The sequence below is a fragment of the Paenibacillus plantiphilus genome, assembly GCF_927798095.1.
GTDB classification, from domain to species: domain Bacteria; phylum Bacillota; class Bacilli; order Paenibacillales; family Paenibacillaceae; genus Paenibacillus_Z; species Paenibacillus_Z plantiphilus.
This window is the reverse complement of record NZ_CAKMMF010000026.1, coordinates 26088-44494: the sequence shown is the minus strand read 5'-3', so window position 1 is coordinate 44494 and position 18407 is coordinate 26088. Positions and strand designations below refer to the sequence as shown.

The 18407-nt window shown below is 48.3% G+C and carries 15 protein-coding genes; 12 read left to right on the top strand and 3 right to left on the bottom strand.

The window, feature by feature from the left end; translation table 11 throughout:
* Positions 1–332 precede the first annotated feature (332 nt).
* The 5 genes from L6H65_RS20070 (at position 333) to L6H65_RS20050 (ending at position 7842) form a co-directional block, all read left to right on the top strand.
* Entirely contained in the window at positions 333–4289 is a 3957-nt protein-coding gene (locus tag L6H65_RS20070) for an S-layer homology domain-containing protein (RefSeq protein ID WP_236344432.1), read from the top strand.
* 280 nt (positions 4290–4569) lie between these two features.
* The gene (locus tag L6H65_RS20065; protein WP_236344431.1) at positions 4570–4758 is read left to right on the top strand and encodes a hypothetical protein; all 189 of its coding nucleotides are present in this window, start codon (positions 4570–4572) and stop codon (positions 4756–4758) included.
* A gap of 141 nt (positions 4759–4899) precedes the next feature.
* Positions 4900–5814, top strand: a complete 915-nt coding sequence (locus tag L6H65_RS20060; RefSeq protein WP_236344430.1) for a helix-turn-helix transcriptional regulator — start codon at positions 4900–4902, stop codon at positions 5812–5814.
* Positions 5815–5861: 47 nt separating this feature from the next.
* Complete coding sequence (locus L6H65_RS20055) at positions 5862–6863, top strand: cysteine peptidase family C39 domain-containing protein (RefSeq protein WP_236344429.1); 1002 nt, start codon at positions 5862–5864, stop codon at positions 6861–6863.
* A gap of 16 nt (positions 6864–6879) precedes the next feature.
* On the top strand, positions 6880–7842 hold the full coding sequence (locus tag L6H65_RS20050) for a hypothetical protein (protein ID WP_236344428.1): 963 nt from the start codon (positions 6880–6882) through the stop codon (positions 7840–7842).
* Between the two features lie 531 nt (positions 7843–8373).
* Here L6H65_RS20050 and L6H65_RS20045 read toward each other — a convergent pair.
* Positions 8374–8673, bottom strand: a complete 300-nt coding sequence (locus L6H65_RS20045) for a hypothetical protein (RefSeq protein WP_236344427.1) — start codon at positions 8671–8673, stop codon at positions 8374–8376.
* 124 nt (positions 8674–8797) lie between these two features.
* Between L6H65_RS20045 and L6H65_RS20040 the strand changes: the two genes are divergently transcribed.
* Positions 8798–10210, top strand: coding sequence for an aldehyde dehydrogenase (locus L6H65_RS20040; RefSeq protein ID WP_290370460.1), 1413 nt, complete (start codon positions 8798–8800; stop codon positions 10208–10210).
* Positions 10211–10234: 24 nt separating this feature from the next.
* Here L6H65_RS20040 and L6H65_RS20035 read toward each other — a convergent pair whose 3' ends face one another.
* Complete coding sequence (locus L6H65_RS20035; protein ID WP_236344425.1) at positions 10235–10915, bottom strand: LrgB family protein; 681 nt, start codon at positions 10913–10915, stop codon at positions 10235–10237.
* The gene (locus L6H65_RS20030; RefSeq protein WP_236344424.1) at positions 10845–11294 is read right to left on the bottom strand and encodes a CidA/LrgA family protein; all 450 of its coding nucleotides are present in this window, start codon (positions 11292–11294) and stop codon (positions 10845–10847) included. The genes L6H65_RS20035 and L6H65_RS20030 overlap by 71 nt, the downstream gene beginning before the upstream one ends.
* A 148-nt stretch (positions 11295–11442) precedes the next feature.
* Here L6H65_RS20030 and L6H65_RS20025 point away from each other — a divergent pair, with 148 nt between their 5' ends.
* From L6H65_RS20025 to arfA, 6 genes are all read left to right on the top strand, one after another.
* Positions 11443–11916: a MarR family winged helix-turn-helix transcriptional regulator gene (locus tag L6H65_RS20025; RefSeq protein ID WP_236344423.1), complete on the top strand. Its 474-nt coding sequence runs from the start codon at positions 11443–11445 to the stop codon at positions 11914–11916.
* A 562-nt stretch (positions 11917–12478) separates the two neighbouring features.
* Positions 12479–13513: a LacI family DNA-binding transcriptional regulator gene (locus tag L6H65_RS20020; RefSeq protein WP_236344422.1), complete on the top strand. Its 1035-nt coding sequence runs from the start codon at positions 12479–12481 to the stop codon at positions 13511–13513.
* Between the two features lie 186 nt (positions 13514–13699).
* A complete protein-coding gene (locus L6H65_RS20015) occupies positions 13700–14971 on the top strand; it encodes an ABC transporter substrate-binding protein (protein ID WP_236344421.1) in 1272 nt (423 codons plus the stop codon).
* A 73-nt stretch (positions 14972–15044) separates the two neighbouring features.
* On the top strand, positions 15045–15911 hold the full coding sequence (locus L6H65_RS20010) for a carbohydrate ABC transporter permease (RefSeq protein ID WP_236344420.1): 867 nt from the start codon (positions 15045–15047) through the stop codon (positions 15909–15911).
* A gap of 15 nt (positions 15912–15926) precedes the next feature.
* On the top strand, positions 15927–16814 hold the full coding sequence (locus L6H65_RS20005) for a carbohydrate ABC transporter permease (protein ID WP_236344419.1): 888 nt from the start codon (positions 15927–15929) through the stop codon (positions 16812–16814).
* A 74-nt stretch (positions 16815–16888) separates the two neighbouring features.
* Positions 16889–18388: an arabinosylfuranosidase ArfA gene (arfA, locus tag L6H65_RS20000; RefSeq protein ID WP_236344491.1), complete on the top strand. Its 1500-nt coding sequence runs from the start codon at positions 16889–16891 to the stop codon at positions 18386–18388.
* Positions 18389–18407 lie beyond the last annotated feature (19 nt).

The following is an 18407-nucleotide window of genomic DNA, read 5'->3' as shown; positions in this document are numbered from 1 at the left end:
TAACGAAATTGTCCTGCGGTAATGGGAGATTTATTTCGAAAGTCGAAAGTTAATTATTTTATTGTTCTCAGAAATATAAATGCATTTATGTTCATCAATTGATAGTATTTACCATACTATGTATACTGTTAGTAGGTATACCAGCTAGCTGCACTGCAAAAGTATGATCACAAAATGAATCAGAGGAGGACAACCATACATTTATTGTGCACGGAGCTTGTAATCAACCTGAGATAAGGAGTGTCGAGCAAATCTCGTAGAGTAATGTATGGCGTCATAGCACAACACAACTTTATTCCAATCATATTTTACAAACTGGGGGAGTATCGCCTTTGAAAAAGTCAAAACAACGCATCATTTCATTCGGGATTGCAATGCTATTAATGTTAACGACAGTGGTTGCGCCAGTATCGGGAGCAGCTTGGAAGGATGCGCAAGGCCATTGGGCGCAAGAATCGATCGATAGATGGAATGGATACGGTGTTGTAAATGGATATGAAGGTTCATTCCGACCGAACGATGATGTGACAAGAGCCGAATTTGCAACAATGATAAATAATATTATGAAATATATAGATAAGGGAGATAATCCATTCTCCGATCTGCAGCCTGACAAATGGTATTTCGAATCGTTAATCAAATTAAATACTGCTGGTGTTTTGAATGGGGTAAGCGGAAAAGCGCAGCCTAATCATAAAATTACTCGCCAAGAAGCGGCAGTAATGATCTCCAAAGCTTTTCATATTAAGAACGACTTGAATGATGTTTCTTTCAAAGACAAAGCCGATATAGCGGATTGGGCGAAAGAAGCAGTAGCCGCACTCGTATCCAAAAAAGTAGTCAATGGCTTGCCTAATGGAAGCTTTAAACCTCTTAGTCATCTGACAAGAGCGGAAGCGGTAACTATTTTCAATAATCTGGTTCAAGACCTTATCTCCAAGCCAGGTGAATATTCGAAAGATGTTAAAGGCAATGTTATTGTAAATTCCAAGGATGTTGTTCTAAAGGATATGAAGATTTCGGGTGATCTCTACATTGCGCAGGGAGTAGGAGACGGCGATGTTACACTCAATAATGTAGAAATTGCAGGCTCTGTATTCGTGCACGGAGGCGGCGAGCATTCGATTATTTTCAACAGTGTCAATGTAGGCGGATCTCTCGTTGTGAACAAATATGATGGGAGAGTTCGTATTCTGGCAACCGGCAACACTTCGGTTTCTGTAACGAGATTGGAGAGCGGAGCTTTGCTGGTGACTAAGGAGCTTACCGGTGGAGGGTTTGAAACGGTTGAGATTCCTGCAGACATAATGGCAGGTCAAGCGGTTGTTCTTGACGGAAATTTCAACAAGGTCATTAATCATTCTGCTGCTGCACCAATCACGGCAAACGGCAAAATTAATGAGTTGATTGCAAAAGTAGACACGAACATCAACGGGAAAGTGACGATTAATAAAGTAACAAGCGATACAGGGGTAAACGCAACGGTTAACAATAACACTGTGGAGACTACTAACGGTGGAAGCAGCAGTGGAGGCGGAGGAAGCAATGCTGGGGGCGGCTCTAGTGGAGGTTCTTCAGGCGGTTCGTCTGGCAGCGGCAATAATACGGTTTCCGTTACTGGCGTTTCTATTAATGAGAAGAATGCGGCTTTACTAGTTGGTAAGACGAAACAGCTTACCGCGACAATATTGCCAAGCAATGCGACGAATAAGAAATTAACCTGGTCTGTAGCAAACAACAGTACAGCTGTTGTGACCATTGACCAGAACGGCCTGGTTACAGCTGTTGGGGAAGGAACGGCAACGATTAAGGTGGTAACGGAAGACGGAGGCAAATCGAGTGAAGTTGACGTCAACGTCAGCAAAGCTGCTTTTGCCGTATCGCTTTCGAAGTTTGAAGGGGCTGCTATTGATCCTCTCTCTCCAGTTGATGCTGCGATTATCGCCAACAGCAGTCAACTGTCTATTCAGAATATGAACAAATCTCTCTACCAAGAGAATCACTACGACTCTGCTATTGTTGCTAAGCAAGCAATGTCAGAATCGGCGGCGCCAGCAGGGAATTATGTCAATGTCATTGTTACTCTAAAGGATGCGGGCGGCAATCCGATTGCAGACACGTCGGGTATTACTGCAACTGTAACGAATGCGACCTATTCTTATGAGCCGGTCTTTGCCGATCATATTGCGGAAGGCTATAGGGCTGGAAGCTTTGTCTTGCAGATGGATGCAGGCAATCCTGAAGCGATCCAACGGAATACTTTGACCTTCGCGCATAGCCAATATGCCAGTACGGCGCTTTCTATTGTCTATATTCCAGACGGAACGGCGTACATTACGGGTATCGAAGCTGTCACAGGAGAGAACACGATAGGGTCGCAGTTAACGGCGGGAACTGTGCAATATGAAGGGACTCCTGCTAACAACAATGTAACTTACAAATGGTTGCGATCAAATGATGAAGCGGGTCCTTACAAGGTTATTGAGGGGGCCTCGGATGTTTCCTATGTGCTGACGAAGGAAGACAGCGGGCAATATATCCGCGTAGAAGTATCAGCAGACGGAACGCATGTGGGTGGGACGGCTTTAAGCGCTGCTTTCGGACCGATCCAGAAGTTGGTGGATGAAAACGAAGTATTCGCGGCCATCGAAGCAGCGTATTTATCGGCCAATGCGGATCAGAATAACATCACCTCTAATTTGAATCTCATCACATCACTGCCTCAGTTTCCTGGCGTAACAATCTCCTGGGAATCAGATAATGAGGCATCAGTTGCCAATAACGGGACTGTAACAAGAGGAGAACAAGATGATCAGTTGGTCAGTGTGACTGTTAAGCTCTCTGGAAGTGTGACTGCCACGAAAACGTATGAGCTGATAGTTAGGGCAAAAGGCATGGATCATGTAGATATTGTGGACTTTATCGATCCTTATTTTGCCGATGGATATCCGCAGGCTTATGTGAAGGATGGCAAGATCTCGGTTCGCTATAAGCTGAAGGCTTCAGCGGAATTGTACATGGTTGTGAACGGGGGGAATGGCCGGTGGGAATCCAGTGTGAAGTCGGTGCTACAAGGACATGCGGGAAAAGATAATGAAGTTATCCCTGTAGAAAGTTGGCCATACTTCAAGGTAGAGGGCGCGGATGTCAATACATTGCAAGAGTTTGATACCGGTGTTTTCCCAAGAGAACAGGCTCGTGTGGAGTTTGTTATTCGGGACGCAAGCAATAACTATACTTCCAGTGCGGTAACGACAATCTTGTTTGATCAAGAAACGATGGCTGCATTGGACACATATCCTCCTACTGCAAGTATTTTCAGCATGAATGATGAACGCAGCGCCATCTATATTCACTATTATGACTTTATCGATCCACTAAGTGTGCCGGCAACCGCCGATTACCAGTTGAATTATGGTACGGTTGATAGTGTCAGTCTATACAATTACCCCACGCCGGGGGGCATGGCTGCCTCCTATGTGAAGCTTCATGTAAGCGGAATAACGGAGGAGCAGAGTAACCAGGTTCAAGTTTCCTACACCGGAGATGCGATTCGCGACACAAGCGATGCTAAGAACAAAGCAGTTGCCTTTACCAATCATCCAGTCGCATTGAGCGATGAGAAGATCGATTACGTCAAGATTAGTTCAGATAGAAAATCGATTGTTATGGAAATAAATTCGGGCTGGAATCCAAAAGAGAACAACCTGAATTTAGTGAATGGTAATAGATTTACTGCTGCTGTTGCAGGTGAAGGCAGCTTCACACCCATTTCAGCGAATTATAGTTACGGTATAGATAAGCTTAGGTATACCCTTAAGTTTGATTCTCCTCTCCCTGCAGGGGCTGTAACGGTCACTATGAACACTTCAGACGTCATTAACTGGGCCAAAAATAATTATCCATCTGAGCTTGTATCGCAGCCTGCGTTAGAAATCCCAGTACCGGGCATCCCGACGGCTGTCTATCAGAATGGAAGTCTGAAAGTCACTTTTGCTGCTGGTTTTGAATTGTCCAATTATTCCGCTCCTGCGGCGGGTTTTGTATTAATGGTAGACAATGTGGAATATTCACTCAGAGGTTATATAGCTTATCCTTGGGTGGATCATAATGTCCTAAATATTAATTTGAACGACCTGTATTCTGCTCGCTTCAAACAGGCGATTGATGCCGGATCAGTCGTTCAAATTAAGTATGCCAAGGTAAATGGCAATAATGGGAGTCAGCAGTCAGACGCTGGAGGAGCCTTGCTCCCTGATTTCGATTTTGTGACAGTTACAAAGCAATAATTGCTATTCATGTATAGTGGCTGCCCTGAAGGTTCGACCTTCGGGGCAGCCACTATCTTTTCGTTGCTGCTTCTCGATAGCGGGGTACAATGTGTTGCTGGAATGATCGAAAAACCCGCAACTGATACGACATTTTATGTCGTATCAGTTGTTTTATAATAGGGGTGCAATAGGAGGCGGGCATGGTGCTTATCATCTATGGGTGTTTGCAGTTCGCAATCCTTTGCAGGGCCGGACATGAATGGCCATAAGAGATGTTTGGAAATGGGGTTAAGAATGAATGGCAAAAACAAAAAGAGGACGCGTATTGTGGAGCCTTCCTTCACGAGGTCGCGGAACCTGTCCGATTTGCAGTGCTACGAGAATCAAATTGCTCTACCCCCGCACGAAGTCTGATGGGACAGCGATCAAGGTATGCAAAAGATGCTATAAAGCGCCGCAATTGAAGGTAGATGCGATCACCGGATAATGGTGAGGCAATTACAAGCCTCCGTCCTTGTTACACAGGGATGGGGGCTTGTAATACTTAATATACTTTCCAGTTAAGCGGATAAATCATGTAGTATATGGTTAACGGCATTGCGTATTCTGTGGAGGGGGAGCTTGCTGAATGAGCAATATGCATCGGATTCAATGGTTTGACCAGCAAATTAGAGAGGGCAAATATCCGAACAGCAATCATCTTGCACAGCAGTTCGAAATTTCCAGACGGCAGGCGCAGCGTGATATTGAGTATCTTGGTATTTCTTTGCGTGCCCCCCTGCTGTATATGTCCAAAAACCGTGGCTACTGCTACGAGCATCCAACCTATGTGCTTCCACTCTTATATATGACTGAAGAAGAGAAACAGGTGCTCAAATTTCTCGCTTTCCGTTACCGTCATTACAGTTACGATAATGCGTCCGCTGTCAATCGCGTGGGACATCTGCTTAGCCGGTTTACCGATGAGCAGCATGCCGGGACTGTCACAGATAGGCTTCCTGTCTTTGATGCGCATCCTCGGCTTATGCAGAACATCGAATTGCTGTCTCATGCGATACAGGATTGTCTAATTGTCCAAATTGTATATAAGCATCCAGAGGAAGAGGCGACGCGACTTGGCATCTGCCCGTTCAGACTAATGAATCATTATAATGGCGACTATGTGATCGCCTTCTGTGAACAGCAGCATAAACAGCGAATCTTCCGCCTTGACAGCATTGAACATGTGACCGTCACCGATGTTAGATTCGAGCGGACAATTGAACCTGTCGGATGGGAAGCCGGAGGCTCGCCTGTACGTAAGCCATTCATTGCTGCGGTGCGTTTATCGAGCCCCCTTATCGGAGAGACATGGAAGGGCTACCCTGCTCAGTCCATGGGGGAGCTTCTTTACAACATTGAATTTTATGATATCGATTCCTTCCTGCAGCATTTGCTCAGCTCTGAGTGGCAGCAGGTAGTAGCTCCGAAATGGCTGCGAACGAAATTGCAGGGCAGATGTCTGAAACTGCTTGCTCAATTAAATGGAGAGGATGAATCATGAGCAGGGAAACGGGTGCGAAGGGCTAGAGATAGAGATCGAGGGGGAAAATGATGTCCAGCGCATGTTTGGAGCACATTCGGCTGATACGAGAATCGAAGTCGTATACCGATAGTTTATATGCTGTATTAACAGCGGCCCATATATTCAACGGCCCTAAATATATGCTCTCAGGGCTCAGCGGCATGGCGTTCAAATTTACCGTACATGAGAAGCTTCTCCCGATGTCTGTCACGGCATATGGCCAGTGGGGAGATGAGCATTGGCAAGCAGTCAACAATCTGGGTGTATATACGGAATGGGATGGAGGACGTACGAGGCATCCTACGTTTCGCTACTACCAACAGGATGCGGTGCAGGCGGTGAAGGACAGTCTGGATCGCGGGATCGGCGTGATCTACTGGCTTCCGGAATTTGGCGTCATCTATGGCTATGATGATGAGGATGAGGTCTTTTACGTGCAGGATGGTTCTTCCAGGGAGGGCCAGATTGTACTGTATCATAACTTTGGCTTGAACTCTACGCCCTTCTGGTATTGTCAGGTGTTTGGCGAGCATGTGCATGTTGCGAGGGAAACGATGATCCTCGAATCGCTCCGGCTAGCTATATTGGACTGGGAGACACCATACAAAACATTGCCGCACACGGATATTGCTTCAGGAAGAATGGCGTATGCCTTTTTAAGGCAGGGGTTGGAGAAGGGGGGCTTCGATGAAGACGGAGCCGTGTATATTCTGGATAATTACTTATGTGCGAGAACAGAAATCAGGGACTATTTGCAAGCGGTTAGCGGAACTTGGCCGGAGTTAGGGCAGGCATTCAATCTCTATGACCATCTTGTATGTACGGTTTCGGGCATTAAGGGCTGCATAAAGGAGACAGCCGGACTAAGGAGAGTGGATCGGAGACAAGTTCATGAATTAATTGCCATGCTGACAGCGGCAGAGTCATTGGAGGAACAGGCCATAAGTCTTTTTCGTGCGATTGCTGGCAAATATCCTGATCTGAAGCGATCTACTGTTCCCAGATGGGGCACGCACTCGCCGAGATGAACAAAGGAGTGAAGACATGGGCGCGGTCTTATTGTCTGAATTGCAAATGAAGGCTGAATCCAGGTCCTACGTGGATGCTATGCATGGCATTCTGGCGCATGGGGGATGGACAACGTTGGCTAAGCCTATGCTCTCCGGCATGTCAGTGACGGGGTTCCGCTTTACCGTTAACCGGAAATTAGCTGCGGATTCATCCACCGTCTACAATTGGATGGCCGAAAATTTTTTGGCTGCCGACTTTCTGGGGATAACATCGTCGCAGCAGGCGGGCTATAGTTTCGACGTAACCTTTCCGTTATATCAGAAGCGTGCAGTTTCCGTTATTAAGCGATCGATAGATCACGGGATGGGCGCCGTATTTTGGAAGGACGGATTTGTTATAGCAGCTGGGTATGATGATGAGAGGAGCGAGCTCTACTACTTGGATGGTTCGAACGATGAACATCAAATCGTGCCTTACGCCGATTTTGGAATTAACCGGTCTCCTTATTGGTATTATCAGGTTTTTGATTCGCGGATAGAGTTGGATGAGTTGGCGGTATATAAGGAATCCTGTATACAGGCGATTTATAAATGGGAGACGCATGATCCGATGCTGCCTGAATCGCATTATGCCTGTGGAAGGAGTGCCTATGATGCAATTATTCATGCACTTCGAACGGGCGACTACGATAGGGCTGGCGCGCGGCAAGTATTCAATGACTATGCGGCATCCAAAAGAGATGTTCAGCTGTATGTCGATACGCTGCAAGGGATCTGGCCGCAGTTGAGCGCTGCTGCAGCTTGCTACACCAGATTGTCTCAACTATTTGCAGAGATTGTTGGAATAACAGACAGTGCAGAGGAGACAGCAAGCGAAGCAGAATGGATACGGCTTGTTATGGATGCCAGGCAGACAGAAGAGCAAGCGATACAAAGCATGGAATCGTTCATGCGTGAAACGATTGATAATCGATATAATGATATAGCTCTGCGATAAGGGTCGGAGCCTCGTCCTGCACATTCTCATGCCCATGCCAGAAAGCAGTTATTTGGAGCAGCAGTAGAAGGCGGACGCTCTTTATCCGAATACGGCGCTGATCAACGAGTGGTCTTTGTTTACTTTTAGGCATAACTGCAAAAGTACAGTTCCTGCATCGAAAAAAGTCTCATTCCACTAAAGTTGCTGTAAAAATACATCAAATATCGCCACTAGTCAGAGTAATCAGTGTTATTCGGGTTTCATTAGGTGCATTTTTGCAGCAAGTAGCCTTGCAAATGGTCATTTTGATCTTTTTTACTGTATTTATGCAGCAATGGAACCCCGAGCACTCCGGCGGTGGTTGAAGCTAATGCCTTGCTGGCGATTGTGACCGCTCCAACAAAACGAATCCGGAAGCTCCCCGGATCCGCACCGCTCGCGCCTCCCAGCGCGCGGTGCCATCGCGGCACACGGTGCTCGGTCACACTTCGGCGGTCAAACGGCTCCCATTTTCACTCTGGGGGTGACGTCATAAGACGTTAGTCAGCTCTACAGCGTAGGGTCCTTCTTGATAAAGGTTTTGTTCAGATTGTCGGAGTAGAGATCCCGATGATTCTTCTCATAATCCTCGATAACATCAATGGTGTATTCCTCGCCGTCCCTGTAAGCTGTAAATATAAACTGCTCCTGATCGATGACGGCGCGGACATCATGCCCGCAAGCCCGCAGACACTGCTCGAAATCTTGAATGGCAGGCTCCTGGCCTTCCTCCAGATAGAGAAGTCCCCGCAGCAAGCTTGCCTGCCCTTTATGGAACACTTTAAAATAAACGATATGTTCTTTTCTCATCAGTGTGCACCTCGTTATCATTTTATTCGCGTACAGCTGGAATTATAGTAGGGTATGGTTACAATTGTAACAGAACGACTATTGTTATGCAGTGACAAAATGCATAGAGACGCGCAATTACAGCATGCATGAAGAGGGGGCGGGACCGATGGAGGCGATTACTCGAACAACGGTTATGGAGCTGGTGCGGAATCAGCAGCAATATGTGCAGTCCGGCGCAACGCAATCCGTGGATTATCGGCTTAAGCAGCTCCAGCTGTTGAAGACTGCTATCAAGTGCAATGAATCCCTGATAATTGAGGCGATGCGCAAGGATCTCCGCAAATCGGAGTTTGAAGCTTACACGACAGAGATCGGGTTCGTGTACGATAGTATCCGTTATATAAGCAGGCATCTCAGAAAATGGGCGAAGGTCAAACGGGTGCGAACACCGCTCGTCCATTGGGGCTCGAAGAGCTATATTTACCCGGAGCCGTATGGCTCGGTACTGGTCATCGGACCTTTCAACTATCCGTTCATGCTGGCCATTGAGCCGCTGATCGGAGCGATTGCCGCCGGCAATTGCGCCGTTGTGAAGCCATCGGAGTATACACCGCATGTGTCGGCAGTTATCGCAGCCATCATTCGGGCGAATTTTGAAGAGCGGTATATTAGTGTTGCAGAAGGGGGCAAAGAGGTTGTCTCCGCGCTTATTCATACTCCCTTTGACTATATATTCTTTACCGGCAGCACTGAAATTGGCCGCATTGTAATGGAGGCGGCGGCGAAGAATCTAGTGCCTGTGACGCTCGAATTGGGCGGGAAGAGTCCCTGCATTGTGGAGCGGGACGCCGATCTTGATACGGCCGCGCATCGAATCGTATGGGGCAAGTTTCTCAACGCCGGGCAAACCTGTGTTGCCCCGGACTATCTTCTGGTCCATCAGGATATTAAAGAGGCGCTTATCGTCAAGCTGAAGGAGAAGATAGCAGCCTTCTACGGCGATGATCCGCATAAGAGCGCCGATCTCGGCAGAATTGTGAACGAGCGGCATTGGGAACGACTGACGGGATTGCTGGATGCGGGCAAAATTGCGGCAGGCGGCGATTCAAGGCGGGATGACCTGTATGTGGGTCCTACGATTATAGACCATGTAATGTGGGAAGATAAAATAATGGAGGAAGAGATATTCGGACCTATCCTTCCTGTGCTGGCTTACGATAATCTCGATGCGGCCATTAAGCGCATTAATGGAAGATCCAAGCCGCTAGCGCTGTACCTGTTCACAAGCGATAAGAAGACGGAGGAGAAGGTGCTGGAGAGGGTCTCGTTCGGCGGCGGCTGCGTGAATGATACGATACTCCATTTGGCCAGCCCCCATCTGCCGTTCGGCGGGGTAGGAGCATCCGGCACAGGGGCTTATCACGGGCGCAAGAGCTTTGAGACATTCTCTCATATGAAAAGCGTGCTTAAGAAGAGGGCGAAGTTCAATTGGAGCTTCCTTCACCCGCCCTATTCCGTGAAGAAGCTCAACCTGATCCGCAAGTTTATGAAGTAGCGGCTAAGGGCGACTCCCGTTAAGTTATAAGAACCAGACGATAAGAGGAGCGAGCAAGGAGCCCACCAATGCGCAAATTGTCATGGCGACAGAGCTCATGGATACAGCCTGCTCGCCATATTCGATCGCCTTCACCGTGCCGATGGCGTGAGAGGCGCTCCCCAGCCCGATTCCCCGGCCGATCATGCTGTCGATTCTGCATAATTTGAACGTGAGCGGCCCCAATATAAGACCCGTGAATCCGGCTATCATGACGAAGGATGCCGCGAGTGAAGAGATGCCGCCAAGCTCGTCGGCGATCTGAATCGCCACAGGCGTCGTAATCGATTTGGGCAGGAGCGTATAAAGAATCTGCTTCGTCACGCCGAGCAACTCGGCGAACGCCAAGCCGGTAACCATGCCCACAACGGAGCCGACGATCACTCCACTCAGAATCGGGACGGCATTCTGCATCAGCTGCGTCCGCTGCTTGTAAAGCGGGTAGGCAAGCGAGACTACGGCAGGACCCAGCAGCAGATTGATCCACTGTCCGCCGATCATGAATGTATCGTAAGGGATATGGAGGCCGGTCAGGATCAATATGATGATGAAGGATGTCGTAATGACCGGTACTAGAAACGGCAGCTTGAATTTCTTATAGATACGGCTCATCAGAAGATACAGCGCGATTGTCAGAACGATGATGATAATTGCTGTAAGTGGCATCGTTAACGTTCCTTTCCTGCCCTTTGCCGGACCGTCGGGTAATGAATTGACTCGTATAGCCTGCTGCGATCATCGTAATAAGCGTGCTGGCAATCACGACGAGAATGAGCAGCATCCCCTTGCCCGCGAAAATATTAAAATAATTCATAATGCCGATTGTAGCCGGGATGAAGATGAGCGGCAAATAGTTTTGGATGAAATTCGCCCCGGAATCAATCCATTTGGCCGGCAGCAGCTTGCACAGCAGAGCCGCCCATAATAGAAGCAGACCAAGGATGCTTCCCGGCAGCGACAGGTTCAGCAGCTCTTGAATGCCGTCTCCCGCCAGGTAGAACAGATAGAGAATTCCGATTTGGACAATGATCGTTATAATTTTCATAGCGTTGACTGCGTCCCCCTTACATGGGCACTCCAATAGGGCAATTCATTGACCTAACAATTATATAGGTGTGTCTGGGAATACGTCAATATGATTGACCTATTCCTTTATTTTGATATACTGAAAACAAAAAGGGGATATGGAAGGGGTGCTTAACAGAGTGACGGCATCGGATCATGAGCATGCGCTTTATAAGAAGATTGCTTTATTCTTTTTTGCATACCGCAGTTTTAATGAAAAGCCGGATATGATAGCGGAGAAATACGACATTCAGCGCGTTCATCACCGGATTCTCTTTTTTGTCGGGCATTTTCCCGGACTTAGCGTCAACGAGCTACTTGCCATTCTCGAAGTAACCAAGCAGGCGTTGAACGCGCCGCTCAGACAGTTGAAGGAGAAGGGCTGCATCATGACGGATGCAGATCCGCGCGATAAGCGGGTGAAACGGCTGTTCCTGACGGATAGCGGCTCACAGCTGCTGCAGAAGCTGACCAAGGTGCAGATGGAACAGCTGCAAGCCATAATAGATAAAGTCGGAGATGCCCATATCGATGCCTGGACGAAGGTAATGGAGGAGTTCGCAATAGAGAGGCCGGGCAGCAAATATTTGGACTCCCTGTAGTATATGATGCGCAGCCTCGTCCTAAACAGGGAAAGCGGCTGCGCGGCGCGGCTGGAACGTATGTAAAGCTCCTTCATAAACTTCGTAATGGCGCTTGCCATCGGATCAGTAGATTCAACGGTTGCTGGAGTACCGTTGCTGCGAAAATACAGCAAAAAGTTGCAGAATGACCAGTTGAAAGGCTCCTTACTGCAAAAGTGCAGTAAGGAACTCCGAAAAACGCTGTTTACTGGGCTGGTGGCGATATTTGATGTAGTATTGCAGCAATTTTTGCGAAATGGGTCTTTTTTCGATGTAAGAACAGCATTTTTGCAGTAATGTACAGATTGCTGCCGCAGCGCAGCTGCTGCGCAACAATAACGGGACGTATGGGCAGGGTGGAACGTCGTGTGCAGAATAAATTGGCAGGCTAGGGATGCTCGTAGGGGAGAATTTTTTTAAAACGGGTGCTTTACAAACCATCAAAGCGGGTGTATATTAATTTCAGTGAAACGATTAACTATACAAACGAGTCAAACGTGAGCAGCCGGCTATGATTATGGCTTAACGAAAGGGACAGACGATGGTCACTATTAAAGATATTGCGAAAGTAGCTAATGTTTCGACCGCTACGGTCTCCTATGTGCTGAACGGCAGGGGCAATATCAGCGAAGAAACGAAGAAAAAGGTTATGGACATTGTTCGGGAGCTGAATTACAAGCCCAATAGTATCGCCAAGAGTCTGAAGATCAACAAGACAAGCACCATTGGCGTTATCGTCGAGGATATTACGGTATTCAACTCGCCGGAAATTATCGACGGCATTAATGAAAGCGCTGAACAAAACGGCTTCGGCATTATTTTGTCCAACTTGCGGATTAATAAGCGGATCGGCAATGACTTCGAGAACTTTGACAAGTGCAGGGGCGCGATTGAAGATGCGGTTAACGATCTGCTAAGCAAGCAGGTGGACGGTATTCTGTATCTGGGCGTGCATCCCCGCGATGTGAAAGGGCTTATCGACACTAAGAAACCGATTGTTTATATATACTGCTATTCGACGGATGACGCCGATTACTCCGTTAATTACGACGATGAGCAGGCGGCTTATGAAGCGGCTTCCTATCTGATCGGGCAGGGGCATGAGCGGATTGCCACCATTAGCGGTCTGATCGGCTCGGCGCCCGCGCTTGCCCGGTTCAATGGCTACTACAAGGCGGTTATGGAGAATCACTTGACCTTCGAGCCCTCTTACATCAAGACAGGCAACTGGCAGTATGATTCGGGCTATGAGCTGGCCAAGGAGCTGCTCTCGCTGGAGTCCAGGCCGACCGCAATTATGGCGATGAATGATCTGATGGCCGGCGGCGTGCTGGATGCGTGCAGAGATATGGGAATTAAAGTGCCGGAAGAAGTATCGGTTATCGGCTTCGACAACCGCGAATTCAGCTTCTACTATACGCCTAAGCTTACGACGGTCGATTTGCCGCTGCGGCAGATGGGGAAGAAATCGATTGATGTCATCGTTGATTTGATTCACGGTAATTCAGTTGAGGAGCGCAAATACAAGCTGGACTGTCAGTTGATTGTCAGAAACACAGTTGCGAGGCTTCAATGAAGCCCTTTTTATTGCCCAATAAGTTAATCGATTAATTAGATTTATCACTTTTAGAATGATTTGTAAGCGCGTACATTGGTTAAGCGTTTATCTAATGAAATCTATTTAAGGTGGTGATGCAGCTAGGGATCAGGAATAAATGGCTGGCATTAAGAGAAAGTAAACCTAAGGGAGGTTGCATTCACAATGAAAAAATGGTCTATGCTACTGAGTGCAGTTATGGTCTTTATGTTAATCGTTGCAGGCTGTGGAAACAACAATAATGCCGGCGGCAATTCAGGTTCCGGCTCGTCCGGCGATAAAGTTGAACTGTCCTTCTCTATCTGGGGAGACAAGGAATTTTGGGAGGAATCACTGAAAACCTTCGAGTCGAATCACCCGAATATTAAAGTGAAGCTGAACTTCATGGCTGATTCCTATGAGGACAAGCTGTTTACGATGATCTCGGGCGGCAACGCGCCTGACGTTATGACGATGTATGAGACAACTACGCCGGATGTAGCGAAAAAAGGCGTCGTCGAGGATTTGACCCCCTATATCGAGAAGGACAACTCGTTCGATATTAGCGACTTCTACGATGTGTCTCTTGAGCTGAGCAAGATTGACAATAAAATATACGGCTTGGGTTATGCTCTCGCTCCGCAAATGCTGTTCTACAATAAAACGATGTTCGACAAAGCCAATGTAGCGTACCCGACAGGAGATTGGACATGGGATGACTATTTGGAGGCCGCGAAGAAGCTGACGGTCAAGGAAGGCGACAAAATTGTGCAATACGGCTCCGACTCCAACACGAACTGGTGGATTCCGGCTGAGATTGCGGTGCGTCAGAATGGCGGCGATTTCTTCAAGGATGAGAAGGCGAATTTTGACTCGCCGGAAGTTATCGAAGCATTGCAATTCTGGGCGGACATTACGAACAAGCATAAAGTAGCACCTACACTTGCAGAGATGTCTGGTCAAGGCGATCTGTTCCCGAGCGGACTTGTGGCAATGACTCGCAACGGCGTGTGGCTGAAGGATACGTACAAGGATATTAAGGATTTCGAGTGGGATATCGCCCCGCTGCCGAAGCAGAAGCAAGCAAGCACAGTGCTGCACACGTCCTACTTCACGATGTCATCCAAATCCAAGCATAAAGAAGAGGCTTGGGAGCTGATTAAATGGCTGAGCGGACCTGAAGTGCAGGAAGGCATAGACAGTAAGGCAGGCTTCCTGCCGACGCGCAAATCGGTGAGCGACAAGGAAGTATACGATACCAAAATGCCTGCAAGCACGCACTTGATTGGCGATACCGCCGACTATGGCCGACTGCTTCCTTATGCGCCGGGCGTCAAGCAAGCAACGGATGAGCTGCAGAAAGAGCTGGAGCAAATTTTCACGGGCAAAGTAACCGCAGAGCAAGCGATGAAAGCTTTTCAGGCTAAAGCGCAGTCGGTTATCGAAAAGAATAAATAATGATGTTGATCGAAGGGGGAGACTTTGCGCTCCTCCTCACGGTCAAATGACAAGAAGGAAGGACTAATGGCGCATGAAACAAAATAATCTTGCGGGTTATTTATTCATCTCTCCATGGATCATAGGTTTTTTGTTTTTTACCGGGGCGCCAGTGCTGTACACGTTTGCAATAAGCGGCTTTCAATGGGACCTCATGTCCACGCCCACATTCATTGGACTGGACAACTACGTGAAGATGTTTAAAGACCCGCTCTTCTATCAGTCGGTTAAAGTAACGCTAATCTATACCTTAACGAGTGTCCCGCTTCAAGTTATTGTGGCTATGCTGGCCGCAATGCTGCTTAATAAAGAGCTGAAAGCGATGAAATTGTTCCGGACACTGATCTATTTGCCGTCCATTATGTCGGGTGTAGCGGTAGCGATGATCTGGAGCTGGATGTATAATCCCAAATTCGGACTTGTAAATGATGTGCTGGGCTGGTTCGGCATTGCCGGTCCCGAGTGGCTGTTCGATGAGAAGTTCTCCTTAGCGGCATTGGTGCTGATGAGTCTGTGGAGCATCGGCGGGCCAATGGTTATTTTCCTCGCAGGTCTGCAGGATATACCGGATTACATGTATGAGGCCGCCCATCTGGATGGCGCATCGAAATTTCGGCTGTTCTGGCATGTGACACTGCCTATGCTATCGCCAACCGTTCTGTTCAACTCGGTAATGGGACTCATTCTAAGCTTCCAGGTGTTTACGCAGGCTTATGTGATGACGGGCGGAGGCCCGAGCGACAGCACGTTATTCCTCGTCCTTTATATCTTCTTGAATGGATTCAAATATTTCGATATGGGCTATGCTTCAACGCTGTCTGTCGTTCTTTTCCTGATGGTGTTTGTGTTGACGGTTCTGCAGTTCAAGCTGTCCAAACGGTTTGTGCATTACGACAGATAAAGGGGGATGAGTGCAATGTCCGCGAATGCGACCAACATGTCTTCAGTCGGCTCATCCTCTCGTAAGGGACGAACCGGCGTGAAGCGCGACGCAAGCAAGCTCATATGGTACGCTCTGCTAATTTTTTTCTCGCTTGTAGCAATCGTGCCGATTCTATGGATGGTCTCATCCAGTCTTAAGACGAATCTCGGCGTATTCATGGTACCGGCCAAATGGATTCCGGAAGACCCTCAATGGTCGAACTACCTGCATGTATTTACAGATATACCGTTCTTCACCTACTTCAAAAATACTGCAATCATTACGGTTCTCGGCATAGTAGGCACGGTCATATCAAGCTCGCTCGTAGCTTACGGATTGTCGAGAATTAAATTCAAGGGAAGCAATATCATCTTCTATTTGATTATCGCTACGATGATGATTCCGCCGCAGGTGACCATTGTCCCCCAATTCTTGATCTTCAAGCAATTGGGATGGATCGACAGTCTGAAGCCGCTTATTGTGCCGGAATGGTTCGGCTCGCCGTACAATATTTTCTTGCTGCGGCAGTTCTTTATCGGCATTCCGAAGAGTCTGGATGAAGCGGCGATGATCGATGGCGCAGGCCTGTTCCGCATCTACTGGAGAATTATTCTCCCGCTGTCGAAGCCGGTACTTGCGGCGATCTCGATCTTCGCATTCATGTTCTTCTGGAATGATTTCTTCAAGCCGCTCATCTTCATCAACGATGACAGCCTGAAAACATTGACGCTTGGCATTATGGATTTCAAAAGCTCCTTCAACATCATCCAATGGAACTACCTGATGGCGGCTTCCGCGTTAATTCTGCTGCCGTGCGTGCTGCTGTTCTTCTTCGCGCAGCGCTACTTTATTAAAGGAATCTCGGTTTCAGGTCTCAAATAAAGCATTCAAGATGGAGTTGATATGAGGTGGCATCTGAACATAAAGCAAGAGTGGCATCGGGACATAAGGCGAGCATGGTGCTGGACCGGGCTTATGTACTATCTGAGATTGACAGTCGGATTTACGGCTCCTTCATTGAGCATATGGGTCGTGCCGTATACGGCGGAATCTATGAGCCTGGCCACGCTTCGGCGGATGCCGACGGCTTTCGCGGCGACGTTGCGGATATGGTCCGGGAGCTGCGGGTGCCATTGGTTCGATACCCTGGCGGCAACTTCGTCTCCGGGTACAACTGGGAAGACGGCATAGGACCCAAGGACAGCAGGCCTCGCAGGCTGGATCTTGCTTGGCGGGCGCTTGAGACGAATCAGGTTGGCACGAATGAATTTATGCAATGGGCGAAGAACGTCAATGCGGAAGTGATGATGGCAGTCAATCTCGGCACACGCGATCTGGATGCGGCGAGAAACATCATCGAATATTGCAATCATCCGGGCGGCACTTATTGGAGTGACCTGCGGAAGGCGCATGGCTACAGCGATCCGCACAATATTAAGCTGTGGTGTCTGGGCAATGAAATGGACGGTCCGTGGCAGATTGGACAGAAGACTGCTGATGAATATGGACGCACAGCCAGCGAAGCGGCCAAAGCGATGAAATGGGTGGACCCGTCCATCGAGCTGGTTGCCTGCGGCAGCTCGTTCAGAGCGATGCCGACCTTCCCGCAATGGGAGGCGACAGTGCTTGACCATACGTATGAGCATGTCGATTATATCTCGCTTCATACGTATTACGGCAACCCGGACAACGATATTGCCAACTATTTGGGCCGGACGCTTGATATGGATGAATTTATTCGTACGGTCATCTCCACCTGCGATTACATCAAGGCGAAGAAGCGCAGCAAGAAAACGATCAATCTCTCCTTCGATGAATGGAATATTTGGTTCCATACGCTGGAGTCAGATAAGGTGATTGAGCCTTGGCAAATTGCGCCTCCGCAACTGGAGGATGTGTATACGTTCGAGGATGCTGTTGTAGTCGGCCTTATGCTGATTACACTGCTGAAACATGCGGATCGCGTTAAAATTGCCTGTCTGGCGCAGCTCGTCAATGTTATTGCGCCGATTATGACAGAGAATGGCGGCCCGGCATGGCGGCAGACGATCTTCTATCCATTCCTTCATGCTTCGCTGTATGGCAGAGGCATGGCGCTAAGAACCGTTGTGAGCTCTCCGGTCTATGACAGCAAGGATTTTACCGATGTTCCTTATCTGGAATCCACCGCTGTGTGGAATGAGGAGAACGGGGAGCTGACGATCTTTGCCGTTAACCGGGATACCGTAAATCCGCTGCAACTGGACTGCGATTTGCGCAGCTTCGAGGATTACAGCTTGGCGGAGCATCTCGTATTGGAAAGCGATGATCTCAAAGCGTGCAATACAGCAGCGAATCCTTATCGCGTAGTGCCCCACAACAGGGGCGAGGCCGAGATGAGCGGTGGAAGACTGACCGTTGCGCTGCCGAAGGTATCGTGGAACGTTATTCGATTCAAGAAAGCAGCGAAGCAATAGCTGTGCAGAACGTGCAAAT